This window comes from Streptomyces sp. NPDC057424, from assembly GCF_042803315.1.
In the GTDB taxonomy this organism is placed as follows: Bacteria; Actinomycetota; Actinomycetes; order Streptomycetales; family Streptomycetaceae; genus Streptomyces.
On sequence record NZ_JBHVCP010000001.1, the window covers coordinates 272,971 to 296,417 of the forward strand.

Genomic DNA, 23,447 nt, shown 5'->3' on the forward strand with positions numbered 1-23,447 from the left:
TCGGACCGCGCCCGCGCCCGCGACGGACGGCCCCGACCGGTGGTTCCTTGCCCCATCCGGTCCGCGGGCCTCACCGACCCGGTCCTTACGTTGTCACTCTCACCTTCAGAGTGCTAACGCAATGATTAGCACTCGACCCCCGAGAGTGCAAGGCGCGCTCGCGTAGCGAGTGCTCGTTGAGGGGTGGTGGTCGGGTGACGGGCGGCGCAAGCGCCTCCGAGGGATCGGGCGGGGGCGTCAGCCACCCGCGAACACCGGCCGGCAGGCTCTTCGGGCACGCGGAAGGGCCCGCACCCCGGGGGGTACGGGCCCTTCTGAGAAGACCGGTCGCGTGAGCGTTGGTCGTGGTGCGCGTTCAGGCAGAGACGCGAACCATGTCGGCCTGCGGTCCCTTCTGGCCCTGCGAGATCTCGAACTCGACCCGCTGGCCCTCTTCAAGGGTGCGGTAGCCGTCCATCTGAATCGCGCTGTAGTGGACGAAAACATCCGCACCACCGTCGACCGCGATGAAGCCGTACCCCTTCTCCGCGTTGAACCACTTGACGGTGCCCTGAGCCATGCCTAACTCCCCTATTACTGGCCCTTGCACAGATCCGCACTTCGCGGACCCGGGTCAGACCTCACCCCCCACGGTTGGGGGCGTGCGCCGGAACGCGTCGACCGCGGCCGAATGTATCTGTCCAACTGCCCTCTGCAACAGGTCAATCGGACGAGAATTCTGGACGCGCAGGGTCCGGAATATAGAGAGGATTCGCCTGAATTCAGGGCAAGTCGGGCCACACAAAGGGAACAAAAGCCACGAAAGACGTGCACACTTTGGCTACATCTTGTCGGGCTCGCGGCAGGAATTCAGGGTTCCGATCAGGAGATCGGGAGCGCGTTCCCCAACTGTACCGCGCTCAATCACACAGAATTGCCCCCTCCGCTTCTCTCACGGAGGGGGCAATTCGATGAACTCTCAGTGACGGCCGTTACCGAAGGTAATAATCAGGCCGGTCGACCGGTTCAGCCGCCGGCGACGGCGGGAATGATCGACACACCGGCACCGTCCGGCGTGGCCGTCTCCAGCCCCTGCTCGAACCGCACGTCGTCGTCGTTCACGTACACGTTGACGAACCGGCGCAGCTTGCCCTGGTCGTCGAGCACCCGGGCGGCGATCCCGGTGTGGTTCTTCTCCAGATCGGCGATGACCTCCCCGAGGGTCGCGCCGTCGGCGGCGACCTCGGCCTGCCCGCCGGTGTAGGTGCGCAGGATGGTGGGGATGCGAACGGTGACGCTCATCGGGGTATGACCTCCGGTTTCGATTGCAGCTAGGAACTGCGCGGCCGGCCCCCACCGGCCCGCAGCGAACAACGATCAGGCGAGTCCGGCGTCCCGGAACGAGTCCAGGCTGGGACGAATGGTCGCGGTCAGCCCGGTCCCCGCCACCGCGTCCAGCGTCTTGAGACCATCGCCCGTGTTCAGCACCACGGTCGTCAACGACGGGTCGAGCGCCCCGCTCTCGATCAGCTTCTTCGTCACGCCCACCGTCACACCACCGGCGGTCTCCGCGAAGACGCCCTCGGTCCTCGCGAGCAGCTTGATCGCCTCGACGACCTGCTCGTCGGTCACGTCCTCCACCGCACCGCCGGTGCGGCGCGCGATGTCGAGGACGTAGGGCCCGTCCGCCGGGTTGCCGATGGCGAGGGACTTGGCGATGGTGTCCGGCTTCTGGGGGCGCACGACGTCGTGGCCGGCCTTGAAGGCCGTCGACACCGGCGAGCAGCCCTCGGCCTGCGCGCCGAAGATCTTGTACGGCTTGTCCTCGACCAGACCGAGCTTGATCAGCTCCTGCAGACCCTTGTCGATCTTCGTGAGCTGCGAGCCGGAGGCGATCGGCACCACGAGCTGGTCCGGCAGCTGCCAGCCGAGCTGCTCGCAGATCTCGTACGCGAGGGTCTTGGAACCCTCCGCGTAGTACGGCCGGAGGTTGACGTTGACGAAGCCCCAGCCCTCACCGGCCGGGTCGCCGATCAGCTCGGAGCAGAAACGGTTCACGTCGTCGTAGTTGCCCTGGATGCCGACGAGCTCACCGCCGTAGACGGCGGCCATGACGACCTTGCCCTGCTCCAGGTCGTGCGGGATGAACACACAGGAGCGGAAGCCGGCGCGGGCCGCGGCGGCACCCACCGCACCGGCGAGGTTGCCGGTGGAGGAGCAGGAGAGCGTGGTGAAGCCGAAGGCGCGGGCGGCCTCCAGGGCCTGGGCGACGACGCGGTCCTTGAAGGAGTGCGTCGGGTTGCCGGAGTCGTCCTTGACGAACAGCTTGCCGGCGTCGACACCCAGCTCAGCCGCGAGGTTGTCGGCCTTGACGAGCTTGGTCCAGCCCGGGTTGATGTTCGGCTTGTCCGCCACGTCGGCCGGGACGGGCAGCAGCGGGGCGTAGCGCCAGATGTTCGCGGGACCCGCTTCGATCTGCTTGCGCAGCTCCTCGGTGTCGTAGGCCGAGAAGTCGTAGGCGATCTCCAGCGGGCCGAAACACTCCTCGCACGCGAAGACCGGGCCGAGGGGTACGCGGTGACCGCACTCGCGGCAGCTCAGGGCAGCCGCGGGACCCAGGTCTACGGTGGAGTCAGTGGTGCTTGCAACAGTCTGCACAGCCATGTGAGGCGAGGCCCTTTCTCCTCATCTTCCTCACGACGCATCTCGCCGTGAGACGGATTTGGCACCTTCCCTAGCCGGGAGCCTCGCGAAGTGGTCGCCAGTGACCTACGAGAACCGACTGGAGGGTTGCCGGGGCTTCAACGGGCCGTTTCCCTCTGCCCCTCTGGATGAGCTGTATGTGGTTGTAGGCGGCGGGTGACCCCGGACATGCGATGGTCATCCGCCTTGTTCAAGACTGTAACCGACGACCAGGACAGTTGAGATAGTCGTCCGAACCGCGAGATGGATCACAGTCTGTCCCGCCTGGAGAACACAGAGGAGCCGCCACGGTGCTGGAAGAAGTCGAGCGCTGGCTGAGCACCCGTTCCTGGTCCGCGAACGATCGCCCCCTCCATAAGATCCTGGCCGCCAAGCAGCGCACGGGCCAGACGGTCAGTGTCGTGCTGCCCGCGCTCAACGAGGAGGCGACGGTCGGCGACATCGTCGCCGTCATCCGCCACGACCTGATGCGGCAGGTCCCGCTCGTCGACGAACTGGTCGTCGTCGACTCCGGGTCGACCGACCGTACGTCGGAGGTGGCCGCCGCCGCGGGCGCGCGGGTGGTGCACCGGGACGGGATACTCCCGCGCCTGCCCGTCGTGCCCGGCAAGGGCGAGGTGCTGTGGCGCTCGCTGCTCGTCACCCGCGGGGACGTCGTCTGCTTCGTCGACGCCGACCTCAGGGACTTCTCGTCCGACTTCGTCTCGGGGATCGTGGGCCCGCTGCTCACCGATCCGGCCGTGGACCTGGTGAAGGCCATGTACGACCGTCCGCTCGGCACCGAGTTCGATTCGCTCGCCTCCGGCAAGACCGCCGGGCAGGGCGGCCGGGTCACCGAGCTGATGGCGCGCCCGCTGCTCAACATGCACTGGCCGCAGCTGGCCGGCTTCGTGCAGCCGCTCGGCGGCGAGTACGCGGCCCGCCGCTCGCTGCTGGAGCAGCTGCCGTTCCCCGTCGGGTACGGCGTGGAGCTGGGCATGCTGGTCGACGCCCTGCACCTGGTGGGCCTGGACGCCCTCGCCCAGGTGGACGTCGGGGTGCGCAAGCACCGGCACCAGGACGGTCAGGCGCTGGGCCGGATGGCCGCCGCGATCTACCGCACGGCCCAGCTGCGGCTGGCCCGCGGGCATCTGATCCGGCCGTCCCTGACGCAGTTCGAGCGGGCCGAGGACGGCTTCGAGCCTCGGACGTACTCCGTGGACACCGAGGAGCGTCCGCCGATGGTGGAGATCGCCGAGTACCAGGCGCGGAGAGCGGCCTGACCGGGGCCGTTTTCGGCCGGGTGCGGAAGATCCGTACGTTTGAGCGTTTCCGGGCCGGGCTAGGTTGAGGCTTATGGCTTCTACGTACGGTGCTGCACAGGTGCTGGTGGCCTCCAACCGCGGGCCGGTCTCGTACGCGGTGCGCGAGGACGGTTCGCTGGACTCCAAGCGCGGCGGCGGCGGGCTGGTCTCCGGCCTCTCCGCGATCGGCTCGGACGCGGACGCGCTGTGGGTGTGCTCGGCGCTGTCCGACGGCGACCGGGAGGCGGTCGGGCGCGGGGTCGGCGAGGACGGCGTGCGGATGCTGGACATCCCGGCCGACGTCCATGCCGACGCGTACAACGGCATCGCCAACTCGGTCCTGTGGTTCGTGCACCACATGCTCTACCAGACGCCCCTGGAGCCGGTCTTCGACGCGGAGTTCCGGCGGCAGTGGGCGTCCTACGAGACGTACAACCGGGCGTTCGCCGAGGCGCTGGCCGAGGAGGCGGCGCGGGGCGCGGCGGTCGTGGTGCAGGACTACCACCTGACACTGGTCCCGGGCATGCTCCGCGAGCTGCGGCCCGACCTGCGGATCGGCCACTTCTCGCACACGCCCTGGGCGCCGCCCGAGTACTTCCGGATGCTGCCGGACGACGTGGCCGGGCAGGTGCTGCGCGGCATGCTCGGCGCGGACCGGCTGGGCTTCCTCACCGAGCGCTGGGCGGAGGCGTTCACCGCGTGCGCCGAGCAGTTCGCCGGCGGGCTCGGCGGCACGCGGGTCGGGGTGCACGGGCTCGGGGCCGACGCGGACTTCCTGCGCAAACGGGCGCACGAGCCGGACGTCGAGGAGCGGATGGCCGCGCTGCGGGAGGAGATCGGCGAAGGCCGCCGCGCCATCGTCCGGGTCGACCGCACGGAGCTGTCCAAGAACATCGTGCGTGGTCTGCTGGCATACCGGCAGCTGCTCGACGACCACCCCGAGTGGCGCGAGCGCGTGGTGCACGTGGCGTTCGCGTATCCCTCGCGGCAGGACCTCGCGGTGTACCGGGAGTACACGGCCGAGGTGCAGCGGGTCTCGGACGAGATCAACGCCGCGTACGGGACGCCGGGGTGGACCCCGGTCGTACTCAACCTCAAGGACGACTTCGCGCGCTCCCTGGCCGCCTACCGGCTGGCCGACGTGGCACTGGTCAACCCGATCCGCGACGGCATGAACCTCGTCGCGAAGGAGGTCCCGGTCGTCTCCGACGCCGGCTGCGCGCTGGTGCTGTCGCGGGAGGCCGGGGCGTACGAGGAGCTCGGCGAGGACGCGATCGTGGTGAACCCCTACGACGTAACGGGGACGGCGGCGGCCCTGCACGAGGCGCTGTCGATGCGCCCGGAGGAACGCGCCGAGCGCGGCAAGCGGCTGGCAGCGGCGGCGACGGCGCTGCCGCCGGCGCAGTGGTTCGTGGACCAGCTCGAGGCGTTGCGGGGATGAGCGGCACGATGCTGCCCACACCGGCCACGAAGGCGGGCCGGGAGGGCCTGGACACCCTCCTCGCGCGCCCCGGCAAGGCCCTGATCGGGCTCGACTTCGACGGGACGCTCGCGCCGATCGTGGCCGATCCCGAGAAGGCCCGGGCCCACCCCGGGGCGGTGCCCGCGCTGGCCGCGCTCGCGCCGAAGGTCGCCGCCGTCGCGGTGATCACCGGCCGGCCCGCCGAGGTCGCGGTGCGCAACGGCGGCTTCGCCGGCGTTCCCGGCCTTGAGCACCTCGTCGTTCTGGGGCACTACGGCGCCGAGCGGTGGGACGCCCGCAGCGGTGAACTCAGCGCCCCGGAGTCGCACCCCGGTGTCGCGGCCGTGCGCGCCGAGCTGCCCGGCCTCCTCGAAGGGAGCGGGACCTGGGTCGAGGACAAGGGCCGGGCCGTGGCCGTGCACACCCGCCGGGCCGCCGACCCGCAGGCCGTCTTCGAGTCCCTGCGCGAGCCGCTCACCGCCCTGGCGACCCGGCACGGCCTGATCGTCGAGCCCGGCCGCATGGTCCTCGAACTGCGCCCGCCCGGCATGGACAAGGGCGTCGCCCTGAGCGAATTCGCCAGGGAGATCGGCGCCGGGTCCGTCCTCTACGGGGGTGACGACCTGGGCGACCTGCCCGCCTACTCCGCCGTCGACGCCCTGCGCGCGTCCGGCACCCCGGGCCTGCTGGTGTGCAGCGGCAGCGACGAGGTGACGGAACTGCGGGAACGGGCGGACCTGGTGGTGGACGGCCCCGAGGGTGTCGTGGCCCTGCTGGGCGCGCTGGCGGAACGACTCGGCTGAGGTTCAGCGTTCCGTCCGGCGTCTGTGCCGTATCCGCCGCAGCCGGTTGACCGTCACCGGGTCGTGGGACAGGGCCCGCGGGTCGTCCAGCAGGGCGTTGAGCAGCTGGTAGTAGCGCACGGGGGCGAGGCCCAGCTCCTCGCGTATGGCGCGTTCCTTCGCGCCGGGGCCGGGGAAGCCGCGGCGTTCGAGCGCGAGGATGTCCCGCTCCCTGCGCCCGAGCCGCGTCCCGTCGTGCTCCTCGTCCATGCCCGGCACCGTAGCGCCCGCCACCGACAGCGCCTACTGGGCGCTCTCCGCCCGGCCCGCCGCCGCCTGGAGGTGGCCGAGGACGCCCGAGGGGCTGCCGCCGGGCGCGACGGCCTTGCCGATCTGCTGCTTGACCTGGGAGCTGACATCGGCCCAGGAGGTCTTGCCGACGGGGTAGAGCTCGGAGGCCAGCAGCTCCTCCAGGAACGGTTTGAGGTGCCGGTCCTCGTCGGAGGCGGCCATGGTGGCGGACGCGGAGGAGGTGACCGGCAGCAGGTCGTACTCGCGGGAGAAGGCCAGCACGTTCTTCTCGCTGTAGACGAAGTCGAGGAAGTCGCCCACCTGGTCGCGGTTGCCGTTCTTGCGGAACGCCGTCATCCAGTCGGAGACGCCGAGCGTGGACTTGCTCGGGCCCTCGTGGCCCGGCGTGGGCACCATCCCGTACTTGACGCCGTTCTTCGCGGCGATCTTCATCAGCGAGGGGTGGCCGTTGAGCATGCCGACCTCGCCCTTCGCGAAGGCGGCGAACGCCGCGGCCCGGTTCAGGTTGCCCGGCGCGACCGGCCCGGTCAGGTCCTTGCCGACCAGGTCGTTCTTCAGCCAGGAGAAGGTGTCGATGTTCTCCGGGGAGTCGATGCCGTAGCTGTCGACGCTGTCGGTGTAGCCGCCCCCGCCGCTCAGCATCCACTGCATGGTCTCGGCCTGCGCCTCCTCCGGGCCGAGCGGCAGCGCGTACGGATACCTCACGCCCTCCGCCTTGAGCGCCTCGGCGTCCTCGGCCAGGTCGTCCCAGGACTCGGGCGGGGTGATGCCGGCCTTGGCGAAGAGGGTCTTGTTGTAGAAGAGCACCCGCGTGGAGGCGGCGAACGGCATCCCGTACTGCACGCCCTTGACCTGGCCCGCGGAGGCCAGCTGCCCGACGAAGTCGGCCTGCACGGGTATGGAGAGCAGGTCGTCGGCCTTGTAGAGCCGGTTGCCGGCCGCGTAGTCGGCGTACGCGCCGATCTGCGCCATGTCCGGCGGGTCACCGGCGGCGACCATCTCCCTGACCTTGCGGTCGACGTCGTTCCAGGAGTGGACGCTGACGTCGATCTCGACGTCGGGGTGGTCGGCCTCGTACTCCTCGACGAGCTTGTCCCAGTACTTCTTCGAGCTGTTGGCGGCGCTGTCGCCGTAGTCGGCGGCGACCAGCTTCAGGGTCACGTCGGCCGAGCCTCCCGTGACGCCGCAGCCGCCGAGGACCGCCGTCATGCCCAGTGCGGACACCGCCGCGATCGTTCCTGCCATCCGTCGCCGCTGCACCGCTGCTCTTCCCCAACCCTGGCGTCACTCGCCAAACTCTGGCGTGGTCCGCCGCCGAAACTTTTCGATATGCGGAACAAGGTCTACACCACGTGAGTGGACTAGACCTCTTGCGGGTCCCCGGGTCACACTGTCCCCGTGAGACATGTCATCGCCCTCGACGTGGGCGGCACCGGAATGAAGGCCGCCCTGGCCGGACCGGGGGGCGAGGTGCTGCACCGGGCCCGCCGGGCCACCGAGCGGGCCCAGGGACCGGACGCCGTCGTCGCGGGCATCCTCGACTTCGCCGCCGAGCTGCGCGCGTACGGCACCGAGCAGTTCGGCACGCCCGCGTCCGCCGCCGGCGTGGCCGTCCCCGGCATCGTCGACGAGTCGCGCGGCATCGCCGCCTACGCGGCCAACCTCGGCTGGCGCGACGTCCCCCTGCGCGACCTGCTGGCGCAGCGGCTGGGTGTCCCGGTCGCCCTCGGCCACGACGTGCGTACCGGCGGCCTCGCCGAGGGCCGGGTCGGCGCGGGCCGGGGCGCGGACCGGTTCCTGTTCGTGGCACTGGGCACCGGCATCGCGGGCGCCATCGGCGTCGACGGCCGGGTCGAGGCGGGCGCGCACGGCTTCGCGGGCGAGATCGGCCACATCGTCGTACGTCCCGGCGGGGCCTCCTGCCCGTGCGGGCAGCACGGCTGCCTGGAGCGCTTCGCCTCGGCGGCGGCCGTGAGCGAGGCCTGGGCCGCGGCCTCGGGCGACCCGGGCGCGGACGCGGCGGACTGCGCGAAGGCGGTGGACTCCGGCGACCCGAAGGCGCGGGCCGTCTGGCAGCAGGCCGTGGACGCCCTGGCCGACGGCCTGGTCACAGCCCTGACCTTGCTGGACCCCCGCACTCTGATCGTCGGCGGCGGGCTGGCGGAGGCGGGGGAAACTCTCTTCGCACCCCTGCGGGAAGCGATCCGCACTCGCATCACCTTCCAGAAACAGCCGTCGATCGTCCCCGCGGCGCTGGGGGATTCCGCCGGTTGCCTGGGGGCGGGCCTGCTGGCCTGGGATCTTCTGGCATCGACCGACCGTTCGGAGGTATCCACCTGATGGCAACGCCCCCAGGGGCGCGGGGAACCGCGCGACCAGCCACCACGCACCCGCACCCCGTAACGGCCGGACACCCCACGGTCCTCACCGGCGCAACCATCGTGCTCCCGACCGAAACCGTCCACAACGGCCGGTTGATCATCGACGGCACCCGCATCACCACCACAGCCCCGGAAAACGCCCACATCATCGACGTAACCGGCCACTACGTCATCCCCGGCTTCGTCGACCTCCACAACCACGGCGGAGGCGGAGCCTCCTTCACCTCCGGCTCGGCCGAGGACATCCTCAAGGGCATCCACACCCACCGCCTGCACGGCACGACCACCCTGGTCGCCTCCACCGTCACCGGCGACATGGACTCCCTCGCCCGACGCGCCGGGCTGCTCGGCGAACTCGCCGAGCAGGGCGACATCGCCGGCATCCACTTCGAGGGCCCGTTCATCTCCCCCTGCCGCAAGGGCGCCCACTCCGAGGCCCTCCTGCGCGACCCGCACCCCGCGGACGTCCGCAAGCTGATCGACGCGGCCCGGGGCCGGGCCAGGATGGTCACCCTGGCCACCGAACTCCCCGGCGGCCTCGACTCCGTACGCCTCCTCGCCGACCACGGCGTGATCGCGGCGATCGGCCACACGGACGCCACCTACGAGCAGACGGTGGAGGCCATCGACGCGGGCGCCACGGTCGCCACCCACCTCTTCAACGCGATGCCGCCGCTCGGCCACCGCTCCCCCGGCCCGATCACCGCGCTCCTGGAGGACGACCGGATCACGGTCGAGCTGATCAACGACGGCACACACCTGCACCCGGCGGCGCTCCGGCTGGCGTTCCACCACGCGGGCGCGGACCGGGTCGCCTTCATCACGGACGCGATGGACGCGGCCGGTTTCGGCGACGGCCGCTACTTTCTGGGCCCGCTGCAGGTGGAGGTCACGGACGGCGTGGCCCGCCTGGTGACGGACGGCACGATCGCCGGCTCGACCCTCACCCTGGACCGGGCCTTCAAGCGGGCGGTCACGGTCGACGGCCTCTCCGTCGAGGACGCGGTGCGGGCCCTCTCCGCCACCCCGGCCCGTCTGCTCGGCATGGCCGACACGATCGGCTCACTGGAGCCCGGGAAGTACGCCGACCTGCTGATCCTGGACTCCGCGTACGAGGTGAAGGGCGTCATGCGCCGGGGTGAATGGGTGGTCGGTCCCCAACTGGGCTGATCCATCCCGTGGTCGAGAGACGGTGGCCGGCTCCAGGACTGGGCCGACCGCCGTCTCTTTGACATGATCAGGGAACGTTCACGGCAACAGGCGCGTCCGGGGGGAGGTCGGCCCAGGTGATCCTCACGGTCACGCTGAACACCGCTCTCGACATCACCTACCGCGTACGGTCCCTCAGGCCGCACGCCTCGCACCGCGTGTCCGAGGTGACGGAGCGCCCCGGCGGCAAGGGCGTCAACGTGGCCCGGGTCCTCGCGACCCTCGGGCACGACGTCACGGTGACGGGATTCACGGGCGGGGCGACGGGCCGGGTCGTGCAGGAGAGGCTCGCGGCGGTACCGGGCGTCGTGGACGCGCTCGTCCCGCTCTCCGGGCCGACCCGCCGCACCATCGCCGTGGTCGACGAACGGACCGGCGACACGACGCAACTCAACGAACCGGGCCCGGCGGTCGCGCCCGCCGAGTGGTCGGCCTTCCAGGAGGCCTACGAGGACCTGCTCCCCGCCGCGTCGGCGGTGGCCCTGTGCGGCAGCCTGCCGCCGGGCGTCCCGGTGGGCGCGTACGCGGGCCTGGTCCGTACGGCCCGGGCCTTCGGAATACCGGTCCTCCTGGACACCAGCGGCGAACCCCTGCGCCGGGGCGTCGCGGCCCGCCCGGACATCATCAAGCCGAACGCCGACGAACTGGCGGAACTGACCGGCTCCCACGAGCCCCTGCGCGCCACCCAGGACGCCCGCCGCCGGGGCGCGGGTGCGGTGGTCGCGTCCCTCGGCCCCGAGGGCCTCCTCGCCGTCACCCGGGAAGGCCGCTGGCGAGCCACCCCACCGGCCTCCACGCGAGGCAACCCGACAGGCGCGGGCGACTCGGTGGTCGCGGGCCTGCTGTCGGGCCTGGTCGAACAGCTCCCGTGGCCGGACCGCCTGGCCCGGGCCATCGCCCTGTCGACGGCGACGGTGTCGGCACCGGTGGCGGGCGAGTTCGACCGGGGGGTGTACGAGGGGCTGCTGGGGAGGGTGACGGTTTCGGGGGAGGTCAGCGCGGCCTAGGCCGACTCAGCCCTTGACCCGGCCCGCCTTCAGCCACAGCTTGTCCAGCAGGACGTTGCACTTGTCGCCGTCCTTGCAGGACAGCGTGATCGTGTTGGTGCCCTCGTTGAGGTTCGGCCAGGCGAAGGTCTTCGTCCAGCCCTTGGAGAAGTCACCGTCCGAGGTGTGCGTGAAGTTGCTCAGGTTGAGCTTGTCACCGAACGGCTTGCCGTTGACGGTGAGCGTCATCTCCTGGTCCTCGTCCACCGTGCTGTAGCGGGCGAAGACGGTGTAGGCGCCCTCCTTGGGGATGCCGTCGACGGTCCAGGTGACCGAGGAACCGACCTGGTTGAGGTTCCCGACGTAGATGCCGCCGTCCGACTGGGCGCCCTTGACGTCCTGGGCGAGGGCCGCGCCGCCGCCGAGGCGCAGTGCCTTGGCGTCGATCGTGGGCAGGTCGACCTTGCTCTCGCCGGCCTTGCTGGCCGAAGGGCTCGGCTTCGACTCCTCCTGGGACTGGGTCGGAGCGGTGCCCGCCTCGTTGCCCGTGTCGTCCTTGTCCTTGTCGCCGCCCAGCATGGCCACGCCGATGCCGATGACGACCGCGGCGACCACCGCGATCGCGCCGATCAGGAGGCCCTTGGTGTTCGGGCCGCGGCCACCCCGGCCGCCGCCACCGCCGCCCGACATCTGGTGCTGTGTGGTGGCCGCACCGCCCGGCAGCGTCTCCGGCGCCGCGTAGTGCGCGTTCGGCCGGTTGTAGCCGCCCTGCTGCTGCGGGACCTGGCCGTAGGGCGCGGTCTGAGCCGCCTGCGGCTGCTGCTGGCCGTACGAGCGCGTGCCGACCGCTCGCACCCGGTTGACCGAGTTCGGGTAGCCGTAGCCCCCGGACGGCGGCTGGGCTCCGTTGGCCTGCCCGTCGGCGTAGAGATAGCCGAACGGGTCGTCGTCCTCGGGCGTGCTCGCGCCGTTGTTGCCGGGCGTCATCCCTTGGTCTCCTCAGTCAGGTGCAGTGCATGCGGTACACGGGTGAGTAAGCGAGCCTACCCGTTCCCAGAGACCCAAACGGGTGACTCAGACCGCATCAACTCACTGACCAGGCTTCACCCGGCGCGTCTGTGTTGTTTGGGACGAGATCGTTTCTCGACGTACATCCGCTCGTCAGCGGATTTCAACACTTCGTCCGCCGTCATTCCACAGTGTGCCCATCCGATGCCGAAGCTGGCGCCCACCCGGACGGCCCGCCCCTCGGCACGGATGGGCTGGATGATCTCGTTGCGGAGCCGGACCGCGAGGTCCTGCGCGTCGGCCCGGCCGAGTCCGTCGGCCAGGATGACGAATTCGTCACCTCCGAGCCGGGCCACCGTGTCACCGTCGCGGACGCCGTTGCTCAGCCGCCGGGCGACCTCGATGAGAACCGCGTCACCCGCGTTGTGCCCGAAGCGGTCGTTGATCGACTTGAAGCCGTCGAGGTCGCAGAAGAGCACGGCGAGGCCCTTGGTGCCGTCGTCGTGGTTCCCGTCCGGGGCGACGGTGTGCACATGGTGGTCGTAGGCGTCGTACGGCTCGGCGCCCTGCCGGAAGTCGAAGCCGGGCCCGACGACGTCGAAGGCGTGGCCGTAGGCCGCGTCGACCGACTCGACCACGGCGTGCGGGGACGCGGTGCGCTGGCACAGCCGGGCGGACAGGCGGGAGCGCAGCTCCGCGGAGTTCGGCAGGCCGGTGAGCGAGTCGTGCGAGGCGCGGTGGGCGAGCTGGAGCTCGCGGCGCTTGCGCTCCTCGATGTCCTCGACGTGGGTGAGGAGAAAGCGCGGGCCGTCGGCGGCGTCCGCGACCACGCTGTTGCGCAGGCTGACCCAGACGTACGTGCCGTCCCGGCGGCCCAGGCGGAGCTCGGCCCGGCCGCCCTCCGCCGAGGTGCGCAGGAGCGTGCCTATGTCCTCGGGATGGACCAGGTCGGAGAACGAGTAGCGGCGCATCGCGGAGGCCGGGCGGCCCAGCAGCCGGCACAGGGCGTCGTTGGTGCGCAGGATCCGGCCGTGCTGGTCGCCGCCCATCTCGGCGATGGCCATGCCGGACGGCGCGTACTCGAAGGCCTGCCTGAAGCTTTCCTCGCTCGCCCGCAGCGCCTGCTGCTCGCGCTCCAGACGGACGAGGGCGCGCTGCATGTTGGCGCGCAGCCGGGCGTTGCTGATGGCGATGGCTGCCTGGAAGGCGTACATCTGGAGCGCCTCGCGGCCCCAGGCGCCGGGCCGCCGGCCGTTGCGCGGCCGGTCCACGGACAGCACGCCGACCAGTTCGCCGCACGCCCCGCTGCCCTGCGGGCCGGGCGCGTACATGGGCGCGAAGAGGCGGTCGGCCGGGTGCCACTCGTCCTCGAAGCGGGGGGCGGGGCCGTCGGTGTACCACTGCGGGACGTCGTCGTCGTCGAGGACCCAGCCCTCGGTGTGCGGTATGAACACCAGGTCGCCCCAGTTCTCGCCCATACCGAGGCGGCGTTCCCAGGAATCGCGCGAGCCGACACGGCCGGTGATGAGGGCCTCGGCGGCGGGGTTCCCGGCGAAGGCGGCGACGACGAGGTCGCCGTCCGGCCGTACGAGGTTCACGCACGCCAGCTCGTACCCGAGGGCCGCCACGACGCCCTCCGCGACGGTCTGCAGTGTGTCCGCCAGGCTGCGGGCCGTGTTCATGTCGGCCATGACCTGGTGCAGTTGCCGCAGGGACGCAAGACGGACGTAGGGCTCCGACTCGGTCTCCATGCTCGCCCTCCCCCCGAGTACTCGCAGCGATTCAAGGGTTCTCGTCGGCGTATCGTCCTGGCAGCTTCCCCGCCACTGAATCACAGCGCGCTGCTCACTCGGTACACAGGGTCAACAATTCCTGCCCCTTGTGACTCAAGTCACAGGCAAACATGAACAATTGAGTGGAGTTTCTGCGTTCTTCACCTGCGTCCACCGAGCGCAAAGTTTGTCAGGTTGCGCACATGTATTTCCGTCCCGCTCTTCGGCGGGCCGCGCAGGTCCGTCGCGAGTCCTAGGACCGTGATCGGGCGGGAGTCCGATGCGGGGCGTGCGGCGCGGAGATTAGCGTTTCCGGCGTGCCGAACACTCCCGCTGCCACGTCCCCGATCATTCCGTCGCCCGCCTCCGGGCATGCTGAGGGGGTGAGCAACGACGAGTTCCGCGCCGCCATGTCCCGGCTGGCCTCGGGCGTGGTCCTGGTGACCGCGCAGGAGCCCTCGCTCGACCCGGACGACCCCGCGGCGCCGGACGTCGAGGACGTGGGCATGACGGCCACGGCCTTCATGTCGGTGTCGCTGGACCCGCCCCTGGTGCTGGTCAGCCTGCGCGAGGGCTCCCGCATGGACGAACTGCTGGAGGAGCAGGACCTGTGGGCGGTCTCGGTCCTCTCCGGGAGCCAGCGGCACATCGCGGGCCGTTTCGCGATGAAGGGCCGCCTCAGCGACCGTCTGCTGTTCGCCGACATCCCGTACACGCGCGGCGAGTACACCGACGCCCCGCTGGTCGGCGGCGCCCTGGCCGTCCTGGAGTGCCGCACCGAGCAGCGTGTACGGGCGGGCGACCACACGCTGGTCATCGGCCGCGTCCTGACCGCCCGCGTCCCGAGCGAGGACGGCGGCCCCCTGACGTACTTCCGGGGCAGGTACCGGCAGTTGGGCTGAGGAAATCGCTGGCCCGGTGGTGATCCGCCCTCCTGGGGTGCGCGCATGACCAGCACCGGCCCACGCCTCGAAGAGATCACCCCCGCGAACCTCGACGCCGCCCTCGGCATCCGCGTCCGCCCCGGCCAGGAGCACGCGGTCGACCCGGTCGTGAAGTCCCTCGCCGAGGCCTACGTCCATCCCGGCGTCGCCTGGCCCCGCCTGATCGTCGACGGCGACCGCCCGGTGGGCTTCCTCATGGCCTTCCTCGACATCGACTGGTACGAGGACGGCAGCGTGCCGCGCTCGGGCCTGTGGCGGCTGAACATCGCGGCCGGGGAGCAGGGCAAGGGCTACGGCCGGTTCGCCGTCGAGTCCGTCGCGGAGGAACTCCGTCGGCGCGGCACCAAGCAGTTCCACGTCACTTGGCACCCCGGCCCCGACGGCCCTGAGGGCTTCTACCTGGGCCTCGGCTTCCGCCGAACGGCGAGAACAGCGGCGGCCAGACGGTTGGAGTTCTTGAGCTGGCCTGATCCCCGACGCCGGTGACGATCCGAAGCCCCCTAGCCCCAGTCCCGCGCGGAGCGCCCCCGCTTGGTCTCCGCGCGCTGCTTCTTCTCCCGCAGCCGGCGTTCGTTGATACCCCGGGGAATCCGGGTCGGCTTGCGAGGTCTGGGCGGGGGTGCGGTGGCCTCGGCCAGGAGCGCGGCGAGGCGTACGGCCGCGGCCTCGCGGTTGCGCCACTGGGAGCGGTGCTCGGAGGACCGTACGGTGACGACCCCGTCGGCGAGGCGCCCGGACAGCCGCTCCAGGGCGCGCTGCTTCCACACCGCCGGCAGCGCCTCGGTCTTCGCCAGGTCGAAACTCAGTTCGACCTTCGAGTCGCTGGTGTTGACGTGCTGCCCGCCCGGCCCCGACGACCGCGAGAATCGCCACATAAGCTCGGCCTCGGGCAGGGAGACAGAGCCACGGATGACGTGAGGACCAGACATGCCGTCCATGTTCCCGCTCCTGTCCCGTCCACGTCACCCGAATAATCGCGCGTAAAGAAAGTAAAGGAGCTGGAACCTCGCGTACCCCTCTCCACGTTCATGGGGGTAGCTGTAGCTTCTTTGCCGCAGCTTCTTTGCCGCACGTCAACGAGGGAAGGGACTCCCAACAATGGCTGTAAGCCTGTCCAAGGGTGGCAACGTCTCGCTCACCAAGGAGGCTCCGGGCCTGACCGACGTCACCGTGGGCCTCGGCTGGGACGTCCGCACCACCACCGGCACGGACTTCGACCTCGACGCCTCCGCGATCGCGGTCAACACCCAGGGCAAGGTCTACTCGGACGCCCACTTCGTCTTCTTCAACAACAAGCAGACGCCGGACAACACCATCGTCCACACGGGCGACAACCGCACGGGCGAGGGCGCCGGCGACGACGAGGCGATCAACGTCAACCTCGCCGCCCTCCCGGCCGACATCGACAAGATCGTCTTCCCGGTCTCGATCTACGACGCCGAGAACCGCAGCCAGAACTTCGGCCAGGTGCGCAACGCCTACATCCGCATCGTCAACCAGGCCGGCGGCGCGGAGATCGCCCGCTACGACCTGTCGGAGGACGCGGCCACGGAGACGGCCATGGTCTTCGGCGAGCTGTACCGCAACGGCGCGGAGTGGAAGTTCCGCGCGGTCGGCCAGGGCTACGCCTCGGGCCTGGTCGGCATCGCCCAGGACTTCGGCGTCAACGTCTGATCCACGCCCTTCGCGTGACCTGCGGAGCCCCCCGGCCTCGGAAGAGGCCGGGGGGCTCCGTTCGACGGGCTTCCACGGCGATCCGGCACCCCGCCCTCAGGGCCGCTCCGGCTTCCCCTCCCCGTACAGCCACTCGTCCCAGACCTGCCCGACGTCCTTCCCTGGCGCCCGCTCCTCGACGAACGCCGTGAAGTCCGCCGTGTCGGCGTTCCCGTACCGGTACTTCGCCGCCCACGCCCGCAGCATCGGGAAGAACCGGTCGTCCCCGACGGTCTGCCGCACCTTCTGCAGCACCATCGCCCCTCGCCAGTACACCGGCGGGCCGGAGATCCGCGCGGCGCTCGGCGGGTCCGCCGGCGGGAACTCCCAGATCTCCTCCCCCGCCTCCTCCGTGTCGAAGTGCTCGCCGGAGTACAGCGCGTCGAACGTCTCCTGCGCACTGTCCCCGCCGTGGTCCTCCTCCCACAGCCACTCGGCGTACGTCGCGAAGCCCTCGTTGAGCCACATGTCCCGCCAGCTCTTCGGCGTGACGGAGTCGCCGTACCACTGGTGGGCGAACTCATGGACGAGGAGCGTGATGTCGGGCGCACCGGGGAACACCGGCCGGGTCTGGGTCTCCAGCGCGTAACCGACCTCCGCCGCCCGGTCGACGATCGCGCCGGTGGAGTCGAACGGATACGGCCCGAACCGCCGCTCGGCCCACCGCAGCACCTCGGGGATCCGGCCGAGGACCGCCCGGCTCGCCTCGGCCTCGTCCGGGTCGACGGCCGTGTACACGGGCACGTCCCCGGCCCTGGACCGGCTGATGTCGAAGCGGCCCAGGGCGACCGTCGCGAGGTAACTCGCCATCGGCCGTGCCATGCGCCAGGTGAACGTCGTACGCCCCCGCGCGGTCCGCTCGCTCAGCAACTCCCCGTTGGACACGGCCCGCAGCCCCTTCGGCACCGTCACCGTGAGGTCGTACGCCGCCTTGTCGGAAGGGTGGTGGTTGCCGGGGAACCACGCCATCGACCCCGTCGGCTCGCCCAGCGCGAGCACCCCGTCCGTGGTGCGCAGCCAGCCCTCCTGGGAGCCGTCCGGATCGGTGACGGCCTCGGGGGCGCCGGAGTAGCGGACGGTCACGCGGAACGTCTCGTCCCGGTCGATGTCGCCGCGCGGCCGGACGGTGAGCTCCTGCCCGGCGCGGTTCCAGCGGGCGGCCTCGCGGCCGACGGTGACTTCCTCGACCTCCATGCCGAGCAGGTCGAGGTTGAACGCGGAGAGGTCCTTGGCCGCGCGGGCGGTGAGGGTGGCCGTGCCGGTGAGGTGGTGGGCGTCGGGGTCGTAGGCGAGGCGCAGCCCGTAGTGGGTGACGTCGTAGCCGCCGTTGCCGGCCTTCGGGAAGTACGGGTCGCGGACGCCGGCAGCGCCCGGGGTGCCGTGCACTCCACCGCCGCACGCGCTGAGGACGAGGGTGGCGGCGAGCAGGCCGGCCGCGGACAGCGGGGGGACAAGACGTACAGATCGGGCCACGGTCGTGATCCTACGGGCGCGTGACACCATCACCTCCGTGCTCGACATCGGCTACGCCCTCTCCAACCGCTTCCCCGACCCGCCGCAGACCGACTACCGCCGTGCGGACGTCCGGGCGCTGCGGCACGACCTGTTCTGCGGTGACGTCTATCTGGCGGACACCAAGACGGATCACGAGGTGTCCACAGCCTGGGGATGGGTGCCGGTGCTCGACTTCGCGTGGGCGCTGTGCGACATCGTGGAGCGGATCGACCGGGATCCGGCGGGCTCTCGGGCGTCCCGGCCGCAGCGGGCGGAGCTGGACTTCACCGAGTCGACGGACCGGATGCTGTTCGAGCGCCGCTTCGGCTGGGTGGACATCGAGGCCGACTGGATGCGCGTGGAGGAGCCCGCCCTCACCGTCTCCCACAGCGAACTGCGCCGTGAGGCGCGGGACTTCCTGCACGACCTGATCGCCGACCTCACCGACCTGCACGACGACCTCGCGGAGAACCCGGCCCTCTGGACCCTCCAGGCCCGCTTCCCTCGCATGCCGTAGACGCGGCCCCGGTCAGCCCTCCACCCGGATCCCCCACTGCGCCGCCAGCACCGGTGCCAGATCCAGGAGTTGGGCCGTGCTGATCACCGCCCCCGACAGCCGGTCCAGCCCGCGGCTGATCTCCAGCGACGCGGCCCCCCGCAGATCGACGTCGGTCAGGGTCGCCGCATGGAGGTCGGCGCCCTTCAGCGCGCAGTCCACGAACTCCACCCGCTCCAGGCGGGCGCCGCCGAAGTCCGGCTCGACCAGGACGCAGCCCTCGAAGACGACGTCTCTGAGCCGGGCCGTGCGCAGGTTCAGATAGTCGATCTTGCCGCCGCGGATCAGCACCCGCTCCAGCACCGCCCCGTGCAGCTGCGGTCCGCCGAGCCGGGCATCGGTCAGCTCCACGTCGCGCAGAGTGGCCTCGGCGAGGTCGGTGCCGACGCCCCGGACGCCGGTCAGGGCCGAGTCCAGGACACGGGCGTGCCGCAGCCGGGTCTCGTCCAGCGCGCAGCCCGTCAGGGCACAGTCCATGAAGCGGGCACCCGATCCGTCCTGCCCGGCGAAGTCCGCTTCCGGGAAGTCCAGCCCGTCGTAGTCCCCGTCCGGCTCCAGCTCACCGCCCCCGTACGACTCCAGCACCGGCAGCCGCACCTCCGGTCGCCGCGCGCCCTTCACACCCGTACCACCCGCCGCTCTCCTCGCCATGCCCCCATGCTGCACCCCACCACCGACAAACGGCCCTGACCTGCGAAGCAGTGGCACGACCTGGGCTTTTCGGGCTGGCGCGAGCGGGTCACCCGGCGGCGCGGGTCGGTGGCCAACGGCCGTACAGGCGCGGTCGATCTTCCCGGCACCAGCCGGCGCGACCGGCCGGCCGTGGACCGCGGCGACGGGGTCTGCCCCGCCGGTGACCAGGTCGCGGCCCCCGGCGTGCTGTCGGGGTGCCCCTCAACAGCGCCCTGACGGCGGTCCCCCTGACCCTCGACCGGCGCGAGCTTGACCTCAAGCAAACTTGAGGTTGCAGGCTGATCGCACCGGACACCCCCACCAGAGGAGTCGCCATGCACGCCATCCGCCTGCACGCCTTCGGCCCGCCCGAGAACCTCACCTACGAGCGGGTCGAGGACCCCCTGCCAGGCCCCGGCCAGGTCCGTATCGCCGTGCGCGCGGCGGGCGTCCACCTCCTGGACGCCGCCCTGCGCGAGGGCATGCGCGGCGGCCCGGCGGCCGAGCCGGCACCGCTGCCGACCATCCCCGGCCGCGAGGCCGCCGGTGTCGTCGAGTCCCTGGGCGAGGGCGTGGCCGAGGTGTGGCGCGGCAAGCGGGTCGTCGCCCATCTCGGCTTCGTCCCGGGCGGCTACGCCGAACTGGCCGTCACCGAGGTCGAGCGCCTGCACGAGATCCCCGGGAATCTGGACTTCGCCGAGGCCGTCGCCATGATCGGCACGGGCCGCACGGCGATGGGGATCCTGCAGTTCGCCGACCTCGGCCCCGGCTCGGTGGCGATCGTCCCGGCAGCGGCCGGAGGCATCGGCACGCTCCTCGTGCAGTACGCCAAGAACGCCGGCGCGACGGTCGTGGGCCTCGCGGGCGGGCCGGAGAAGACCGCCCGGGTGCAGGCGGGCGGCGCCGACCTCGCCGTCGACTACAAGGACCCCGCCTGGCCCGCGAAGGTCCGCGCGCACCTCGGCGGCCGGACCGCGACCGTCGTCTTCGACGGCGTCGGCGGCGACATCGCCCGCGATACCGTCGCCCTCCTCGGCCCGGGCGGCAAGCACATCGTCTTCGGCTGGTCCGGCGAGGGCATCCGGAACGGCGGGCCCTACCTCGTCGACGGCGTCTCCGAGGAGGTCCTCGGCCCGGTGATGCTGGGGAAGGCCGGCGGACCCGATCCTGTCCGCACCCTGGAACTGCGCGCCCTCGCCGAGGCCGCGTCCGGCCGGCTCACCCCGGCCGTACAGCGCTACCCGCTGAGCGAGGCAGCGGCGGCACACCGGGCGCTGGAGACCCGCGGCACGACCGGAAAGGTGGTCCTGGAGCCCTGACCGGCCCCGGAGAATTCGCATGCCCCACCCGGCGCGCCCCACTACCGTGCCGAGGGTGATCGACATTCCCCGGGAACTGGCGGCATCACAGGAGAAGTTCAACGGAGAGGCGGGCCGCGCCTTCATCGCCGGACTACCGGAGCGGTCGGCCCGCTTCCTGGACCACTGGGACCTCGGACCCGACGGACCACCCATGCACGGCGTCTCCGCCCTGGTCCTCCCGGTCGTCCGCGCCGACGGCACCCTCGCGGTCCTGAAGCTCCAGATCCTCGACGAGGAGAGCGAGGGCGAACCGGTCGCGCTGCGCGCCTGGAACGGCGACGGAGCCGTCCGTCTCCTCGACCACGACGAGCCCACCGGCACCATGCTGCTGGAACGCCTCGACGAGACCCGCATGCTGTCCCATGTACCGGACGCCCATGAGGCCGTGGTCACCATCGCCGGGCTCCTGGCCCACCTCACGTCCTTCCCGGCCCCGCCCGGCGTGCGCCGCCTCGGCGACATCGCCCGCGGCATGCTCGACCGGGCCCCTTGGGCCCTCGCCCGCATCCCCGACCCGGAGGCCCGCCGCCTCGTCGCCGACTGCGCGGCCGCGCTGCGCGAGGTCGTGGACGAGCCGGGCGACCGCCTCCTCCACTGGGACCTCCACGACGAGAACGTCCTCGCCTCCGACCGCGCCCCCTGGCTCGCGATCGACCCCAAGCCCCTCGCGGGCGACCCCGGCTTCGAACTGTGGCCCGCCCTGGACAACCGCTACGACCCCGACGACATCCTCTGGCGCTTCGACGCCATGACCGACATCCTCACCCTGGACCGCCCCCGAGCCCACGCCTGGACCCTCGGCCGCCTCCTCCAGAACACCCTGTGGGACATCGAGGACGATCAGCCCGTCGACGACGCCCGACTGGAGATCGCCCGCCGGCTGCGCGGTCGCGGCCTCTGACGCGGGAGGGGAAGCGAACAGCACCGCGCCACGTACCGCGGCACGGTGCCGGTCTGTCAGAAGCAGGGCCTGGACACGTTGCCCACCTCGTTGCCCTTGAGCAGGCCGCCCCAGATGTAGTTGCCGTCCGACAGCAGCACCCACTTGTCGTGGCTGATGCCGTTGGCGGTGACAGGACCGCCCACGAGCCAGCATTCGGCGCTGAGGCGCTGGTTCGCCGCGACGGTGTAGGCGATCCGGTAGCCCACCGCCGGCCCGATCCGCACGTTGCCGTTGATCCAGGTGGTGACCGTCTGGTGGGCACGCACGGTCGCGGCGGCCCGCTCGGTCTGCTGGCCCGGCGCGGCGACCGCCGGAGCCGCCGTACCGGCCCCGACGAGGATCGCCGCGGCCGCCGCGGTCATGAGCTTGATCCTCGAACGTGAAGTGAAACGCTGCATCGTCGTCTGTCTCCTTTGTCGTTGCGAGGCACTGTCCATGGAGGGACGGCGTCCTCACCGTGCGGTCATGTGTGACATGCGGTCGGATGGGAGACCGGCGCTACGGCAGGGGGTTCCGGCCGGAGATGGACTCTCTTCCCCCGTGAACACGCACAACCCGCTCCCTGTGCTTCCATGTACGCCACCTGTACGCACGGCACGGCAGTCGGGTTGCAGGGGATACGAATTCTTTTCCCGGACTTCCGGGCGAGGACCACACGGGGGCGCAACGGGGCATGACGGAGGAGGAGTTCGACATCTTCTACGCCTCGGCCTTCCCGCGGCTGGTCGGGCGGGTCTACGCCGTGACGGGAGATCTGGCAGAGGCGCAGGACGTCGTCCAGGAAGCGTTCGTGCGCGCCTGGGACCGGCGGCACGAGATGCTGGCCGACGAGGCACCGGAAGCCTGGGTGCGTACGGTCGCGGTACGGCTCGCGGTCAGCCGCTGGCGTCGTGCCCGGCGCTGGCTGGAGCTGGTGCGCCACCACGCGGCCCCCGAGCATGTCCCGGGACCCGGCCCGGAGCACACCGCGCTGGTCCAGGCCCTCCGCAGGCTGCCGCAGGCACAACGCACCGCGATCGTTCTGCACCATTTGTGCGACCTGAGCGTGGAACAGGTAGCTTCCGAGACCGGCGCGGCCGTGGGAACGGTGAAGGCCCGCCTGTCACGCGGCAGGGCCGCGCTCGCCGTGCATCTCGACCCCGAGCCGAACAGCGGTGAGAAGGAGGGCGACCGTGTCCGATGACCTCACCGACCTGCTGCACGAGGTCGCCGACCGGCATCGGGCCGCCCCATCGGTGCCGGCCCAGGAGATCAGACGGCTGGCCGAGCGCCGTGGACGCCGGCGCCGTGCGGCGTACGCGAGCGGGGCCGCCGCCGTCGCACTGGCCCTCGCCGGTGGTCTGGCGGTGGCGTTCACCGGTCACGACGGCGCCCGCCTCGCACCACCCGCCGATGCGAGCGCCACCGCGCCACCACGGCCGTCACCGCCACAGCAGCAGCGGGCAACGGCGACGGTCGACCTCATGCAGCACGAACTCGCTCTGTCCGGGCGCCGGTTGCCCGTATCCGGCGGCACCGCACAGCACCCGACGCCGACCGGCCGGATGACCGTCGTCGCCAAGTACCCCGAACGGCGCTTGCCCGGCGCGACCGTCGGGCTGGGCAAGGAATACGACGTCGCCATGCGCTGGGTGGTCGAGCTGCGGGCCGCCGACGGCTCGACCACCTACCTGGTCGCCCTGACCTACGACGAGCAGGCCCCCGGCGAACGCGACGTCACACACGGCTGGATCGGACTGCGCTCGGCGGACGCGAAGTGGTGCTACCAGCTGCTGCAGCCCGGCGACGTCGTCCGCATCAACCGCACAGGCCCGGCCCCGGGCTGAGGCCGAGCACATTCACCCGGCCAGTTCTCCGATCCCCAGAGCCTCTTCCGCCTGCTTCTCC

General features: G+C 71.3%; 24 protein-coding genes, 2 pseudogenes and 1 riboswitch. Of the genes and pseudogenes, 15 read left to right on the top strand and 11 right to left on the bottom strand.

The window, feature by feature from the left end; genetic code table 11:
- Positions 1–355 precede the first annotated feature (355 nt).
- The 3 genes from ACFU3E_RS01335 to thrC all read right to left on the bottom strand — a co-directional run bounded on the left by ACFU3E_RS01335 (position 356) and on the right by thrC (position 2,643).
- The gene (locus tag ACFU3E_RS01335; protein ID WP_010035953.1) at positions 356–559 is read right to left on the bottom strand and encodes a cold-shock protein; all 204 of its coding nucleotides are present in this window, start codon (positions 557–559) and stop codon (positions 356–358) included.
- Between the two features lie 446 nt (positions 560–1,005).
- A complete protein-coding gene (locus tag ACFU3E_RS01340; RefSeq protein ID WP_037670105.1) occupies positions 1,006–1,281 on the bottom strand; it encodes a ubiquitin-like small modifier protein 1 in 276 nt (91 codons plus the stop codon).
- Positions 1,282–1,356: 75 nt separating this feature from the next.
- Positions 1,357–2,643 carry a threonine synthase gene (gene thrC / locus ACFU3E_RS01345; RefSeq protein WP_384150191.1) on the bottom strand — a complete coding sequence of 429 codons (1,287 nt, stop codon included), beginning with the start codon at positions 2,641–2,643 and terminating at the stop codon, positions 1,357–1,359.
- Positions 2,644–2,661: 18 nt separating this feature from the next.
- A riboswitch (SAM riboswitch) is annotated at positions 2,662–2,817 on the bottom strand.
- 155 nt (positions 2,818–2,972) lie between these two features.
- Here thrC and ACFU3E_RS01350 point away from each other — a divergent pair.
- From ACFU3E_RS01350 to otsB, 3 genes are all read left to right on the top strand, one after another.
- Positions 2,973–3,944, top strand: a complete 972-nt coding sequence (locus ACFU3E_RS01350; protein ID WP_384150194.1) for a glucosyl-3-phosphoglycerate synthase — start codon at positions 2,973–2,975, stop codon at positions 3,942–3,944.
- A 73-nt stretch (positions 3,945–4,017) separates the two neighbouring features.
- The gene (locus ACFU3E_RS01355) at positions 4,018–5,406 is read left to right on the top strand and encodes a trehalose-6-phosphate synthase (RefSeq protein WP_384150197.1); all 1,389 of its coding nucleotides are present in this window, start codon (positions 4,018–4,020) and stop codon (positions 5,404–5,406) included.
- Positions 5,403–6,230, top strand: a complete 828-nt coding sequence (gene otsB / locus ACFU3E_RS01360) for a trehalose-phosphatase (RefSeq protein WP_384150200.1) — start codon at positions 5,403–5,405, stop codon at positions 6,228–6,230. The genes ACFU3E_RS01355 and otsB overlap by 4 nt, the downstream gene beginning before the upstream one ends.
- A gap of 3 nt (positions 6,231–6,233) precedes the next feature.
- On the opposite strand, the gene ACFU3E_RS01365 is transcribed toward otsB, so the two are convergent.
- Together ACFU3E_RS01365 and ACFU3E_RS01370 are read right to left on the bottom strand one after the other, a co-directional pair.
- Positions 6,234–6,479: a DUF3263 domain-containing protein gene (locus tag ACFU3E_RS01365; protein WP_384150203.1), complete on the bottom strand. Its 246-nt coding sequence runs from the start codon at positions 6,477–6,479 to the stop codon at positions 6,234–6,236.
- Positions 6,480–6,512: 33 nt separating this feature from the next.
- Positions 6,513–7,766, bottom strand: coding sequence for an ABC transporter substrate-binding protein (locus tag ACFU3E_RS01370; protein WP_384150206.1), 1,254 nt, complete (start codon positions 7,764–7,766; stop codon positions 6,513–6,515).
- A 153-nt stretch (positions 7,767–7,919) separates the two neighbouring features.
- On the opposite strand from ACFU3E_RS01370, the gene ACFU3E_RS01375 reads away from it, so the two are divergent.
- The 3 genes from ACFU3E_RS01375 to ACFU3E_RS01385 all read left to right on the top strand — a co-directional run bounded on the left by ACFU3E_RS01375 (position 7,920) and on the right by ACFU3E_RS01385 (position 11,118).
- On the top strand, positions 7,920–8,861 hold the full coding sequence (locus ACFU3E_RS01375) for an ROK family protein (protein ID WP_384150208.1): 942 nt from the start codon (positions 7,920–7,922) through the stop codon (positions 8,859–8,861).
- Positions 8,861–10,072: an N-acetylglucosamine-6-phosphate deacetylase gene (nagA, locus tag ACFU3E_RS01380; protein ID WP_384150211.1), complete on the top strand. Its 1,212-nt coding sequence runs from the start codon at positions 8,861–8,863 to the stop codon at positions 10,070–10,072. The genes ACFU3E_RS01375 and nagA overlap by 1 nt, the downstream gene beginning before the upstream one ends.
- 116 nt (positions 10,073–10,188) lie before the next feature.
- Positions 10,189–11,118 (top strand): 1-phosphofructokinase family hexose kinase, encoded by a 930-nt coding sequence (locus ACFU3E_RS01385; protein WP_384150214.1) that lies wholly within the window; start codon positions 10,189–10,191, stop codon positions 11,116–11,118.
- A 6-nt stretch (positions 11,119–11,124) separates the two neighbouring features.
- On the opposite strand, the gene ACFU3E_RS01390 is transcribed toward ACFU3E_RS01385, so the two are convergent.
- Entirely contained in the window at positions 11,125–12,084 is a 960-nt protein-coding gene (locus tag ACFU3E_RS01390) for a carbohydrate-binding protein (RefSeq protein ID WP_384150217.1), read from the bottom strand.
- A gap of 116 nt (positions 12,085–12,200) precedes the next feature.
- Positions 12,201–13,856, bottom strand: coding sequence for a diguanylate cyclase CdgB (gene cdgB / locus ACFU3E_RS01395; protein ID WP_384150220.1), 1,656 nt, complete (start codon positions 13,854–13,856; stop codon positions 12,201–12,203).
- Between the two features lie 338 nt (positions 13,857–14,194).
- Between cdgB and ACFU3E_RS01400 the strand changes: the two genes are divergently transcribed.
- The gene (locus tag ACFU3E_RS01400) at positions 14,195–14,779 is read left to right on the top strand and encodes a flavin reductase family protein (protein ID WP_384150223.1); all 585 of its coding nucleotides are present in this window, start codon (positions 14,195–14,197) and stop codon (positions 14,777–14,779) included.
- 45 nt (positions 14,780–14,824) lie between these two features.
- Positions 14,825–15,291, top strand: a pseudogene (locus ACFU3E_RS01405) (GNAT family N-acetyltransferase).
- A 30-nt stretch (positions 15,292–15,321) separates the two neighbouring features.
- Here the strand turns inward: ACFU3E_RS01405 and arfB are convergent.
- Entirely contained in the window at positions 15,322–15,759 is a 438-nt protein-coding gene (gene arfB / locus ACFU3E_RS01410; RefSeq protein ID WP_384150225.1) for an alternative ribosome rescue aminoacyl-tRNA hydrolase ArfB, read from the bottom strand.
- Between the two features lie 160 nt (positions 15,760–15,919).
- Here arfB and ACFU3E_RS01415 point away from each other — a divergent pair, with 160 nt between their 5' ends.
- Entirely contained in the window at positions 15,920–16,495 is a 576-nt protein-coding gene (locus ACFU3E_RS01415) for a TerD family protein (RefSeq protein WP_033312269.1), read from the top strand.
- Positions 16,496–16,591: 96 nt separating this feature from the next.
- Here ACFU3E_RS01415 and ACFU3E_RS01420 read toward each other — a convergent pair whose 3' ends face one another.
- A complete protein-coding gene (locus ACFU3E_RS01420) occupies positions 16,592–18,007 on the bottom strand; it encodes a M1 family metallopeptidase (RefSeq protein WP_384150228.1) in 1,416 nt (471 codons plus the stop codon).
- A gap of 37 nt (positions 18,008–18,044) precedes the next feature.
- On the opposite strand from ACFU3E_RS01420, the gene ACFU3E_RS01425 reads away from it, so the two are divergent.
- Complete coding sequence (locus ACFU3E_RS01425; protein ID WP_384150231.1) at positions 18,045–18,545, top strand: hypothetical protein; 501 nt, start codon at positions 18,045–18,047, stop codon at positions 18,543–18,545.
- Positions 18,546–18,557: 12 nt separating this feature from the next.
- On the opposite strand, the gene ACFU3E_RS01430 is transcribed toward ACFU3E_RS01425, so the two are convergent.
- Positions 18,558–19,235 carry a pentapeptide repeat-containing protein gene (locus ACFU3E_RS01430; RefSeq protein ID WP_384150234.1) on the bottom strand — a complete coding sequence of 226 codons (678 nt, stop codon included), beginning with the start codon at positions 19,233–19,235 and terminating at the stop codon, positions 18,558–18,560.
- 42 nt (positions 19,236–19,277) lie between these two features.
- Between ACFU3E_RS01430 and ACFU3E_RS01435 the strand changes: the two are divergent.
- The 3 genes and pseudogenes from ACFU3E_RS01435 to ACFU3E_RS01445 form a co-directional block, all read left to right on the top strand.
- A pseudogene (locus ACFU3E_RS01435) lies at positions 19,278–19,546 on the top strand (FAD-dependent oxidoreductase); the annotation flags it as partial.
- 45 nt (positions 19,547–19,591) lie between these two features.
- Positions 19,592–20,575 carry a zinc-binding dehydrogenase gene (locus tag ACFU3E_RS01440; protein ID WP_384150237.1) on the top strand — a complete coding sequence of 328 codons (984 nt, stop codon included), beginning with the start codon at positions 19,592–19,594 and terminating at the stop codon, positions 20,573–20,575.
- 19 nt (positions 20,576–20,594) lie between these two features.
- The gene (locus ACFU3E_RS01445) at positions 20,595–21,518 is read left to right on the top strand and encodes an aminoglycoside phosphotransferase family protein (RefSeq protein WP_384150240.1); all 924 of its coding nucleotides are present in this window, start codon (positions 20,595–20,597) and stop codon (positions 21,516–21,518) included.
- Between the two features lie 56 nt (positions 21,519–21,574).
- On the opposite strand, the gene ACFU3E_RS01450 is transcribed toward ACFU3E_RS01445, so the two are convergent.
- A complete protein-coding gene (locus tag ACFU3E_RS01450; protein WP_384150243.1) occupies positions 21,575–21,958 on the bottom strand; it encodes an SH3 domain-containing protein in 384 nt (127 codons plus the stop codon).
- A gap of 275 nt (positions 21,959–22,233) precedes the next feature.
- On the opposite strand from ACFU3E_RS01450, the gene ACFU3E_RS01455 reads away from it, so the two are divergent.
- Positions 22,234–22,743, top strand: coding sequence for a SigE family RNA polymerase sigma factor (locus tag ACFU3E_RS01455; RefSeq protein WP_384150246.1), 510 nt, complete (start codon positions 22,234–22,236; stop codon positions 22,741–22,743).
- On the top strand, positions 22,733–23,386 hold the full coding sequence (locus tag ACFU3E_RS01460) for a L,D-transpeptidase (protein ID WP_384150249.1): 654 nt from the start codon (positions 22,733–22,735) through the stop codon (positions 23,384–23,386). Before ACFU3E_RS01455 ends, ACFU3E_RS01460 begins: the two co-directional genes overlap by 11 nt.
- Positions 23,387–23,447 lie beyond the last annotated feature (61 nt).

Excerpts from the sequence above, each read along its gene's own strand:
- nagA (WP_384150211.1), top strand. The coding sequence starts at position 8,861 with ATGGCAACGCCCCCAGGGGCGCGGGGAACCGCGCGACCAGCCACCACG.
- ACFU3E_RS01455 (WP_384150246.1), top strand. The coding sequence starts at position 22,234 with ATGACGGAGGAGGAGTTCGACATCTTCTACGCCTCGGCCTTCCCGCGG.
- ACFU3E_RS01415 (WP_033312269.1), top strand. The coding sequence starts at position 15,920 with ATGGCTGTAAGCCTGTCCAAGGGTGGCAACGTCTCGCTCACCAAGGAG.
- ACFU3E_RS01335 (WP_010035953.1), bottom strand. The coding sequence starts at position 559 with ATGGCTCAGGGCACCGTCAAGTGGTTCAACGCGGAGAAGGGGTACGGC.
- ACFU3E_RS01450 (WP_384150243.1), bottom strand. The coding sequence starts at position 21,958 with ATGCAGCGTTTCACTTCACGTTCGAGGATCAAGCTCATGACCGCGGCG.
- ACFU3E_RS01445 (WP_384150240.1), top strand. The coding sequence starts at position 20,595 with ATGCCCCACCCGGCGCGCCCCACTACCGTGCCGAGGGTGATCGACATT.
- arfB (WP_384150225.1), bottom strand. The coding sequence starts at position 15,759 with ATGGACGGCATGTCTGGTCCTCACGTCATCCGTGGCTCTGTCTCCCTG.
- ACFU3E_RS01430 (WP_384150234.1), bottom strand. The coding sequence starts at position 19,235 with ATGGCGAGGAGAGCGGCGGGTGGTACGGGTGTGAAGGGCGCGCGGCGA.
- otsB (WP_384150200.1), top strand. The coding sequence starts at position 5,403 with ATGAGCGGCACGATGCTGCCCACACCGGCCACGAAGGCGGGCCGGGAG.
- ACFU3E_RS01355 (WP_384150197.1), top strand. The coding sequence starts at position 4,018 with ATGGCTTCTACGTACGGTGCTGCACAGGTGCTGGTGGCCTCCAACCGC.
- thrC (WP_384150191.1), bottom strand. The coding sequence starts at position 2,643 with ATGGCTGTGCAGACTGTTGCAAGCACCACTGACTCCACCGTAGACCTG.
- ACFU3E_RS01365 (WP_384150203.1), bottom strand. The coding sequence starts at position 6,479 with ATGGACGAGGAGCACGACGGGACGCGGCTCGGGCGCAGGGAGCGGGAC.
- ACFU3E_RS01440 (WP_384150237.1), top strand. The coding sequence starts at position 19,592 with ATGCACGCCATCCGCCTGCACGCCTTCGGCCCGCCCGAGAACCTCACC.
- ACFU3E_RS01390 (WP_384150217.1), bottom strand. The coding sequence starts at position 12,084 with ATGACGCCCGGCAACAACGGCGCGAGCACGCCCGAGGACGACGACCCG.
- cdgB (WP_384150220.1), bottom strand. The coding sequence starts at position 13,856 with ATGGAGACCGAGTCGGAGCCCTACGTCCGTCTTGCGTCCCTGCGGCAA.
- ACFU3E_RS01370 (WP_384150206.1), bottom strand. The coding sequence starts at position 7,766 with ATGGCAGGAACGATCGCGGCGGTGTCCGCACTGGGCATGACGGCGGTC.
- ACFU3E_RS01340 (WP_037670105.1), bottom strand. The coding sequence starts at position 1,281 with ATGAGCGTCACCGTTCGCATCCCCACCATCCTGCGCACCTACACCGGC.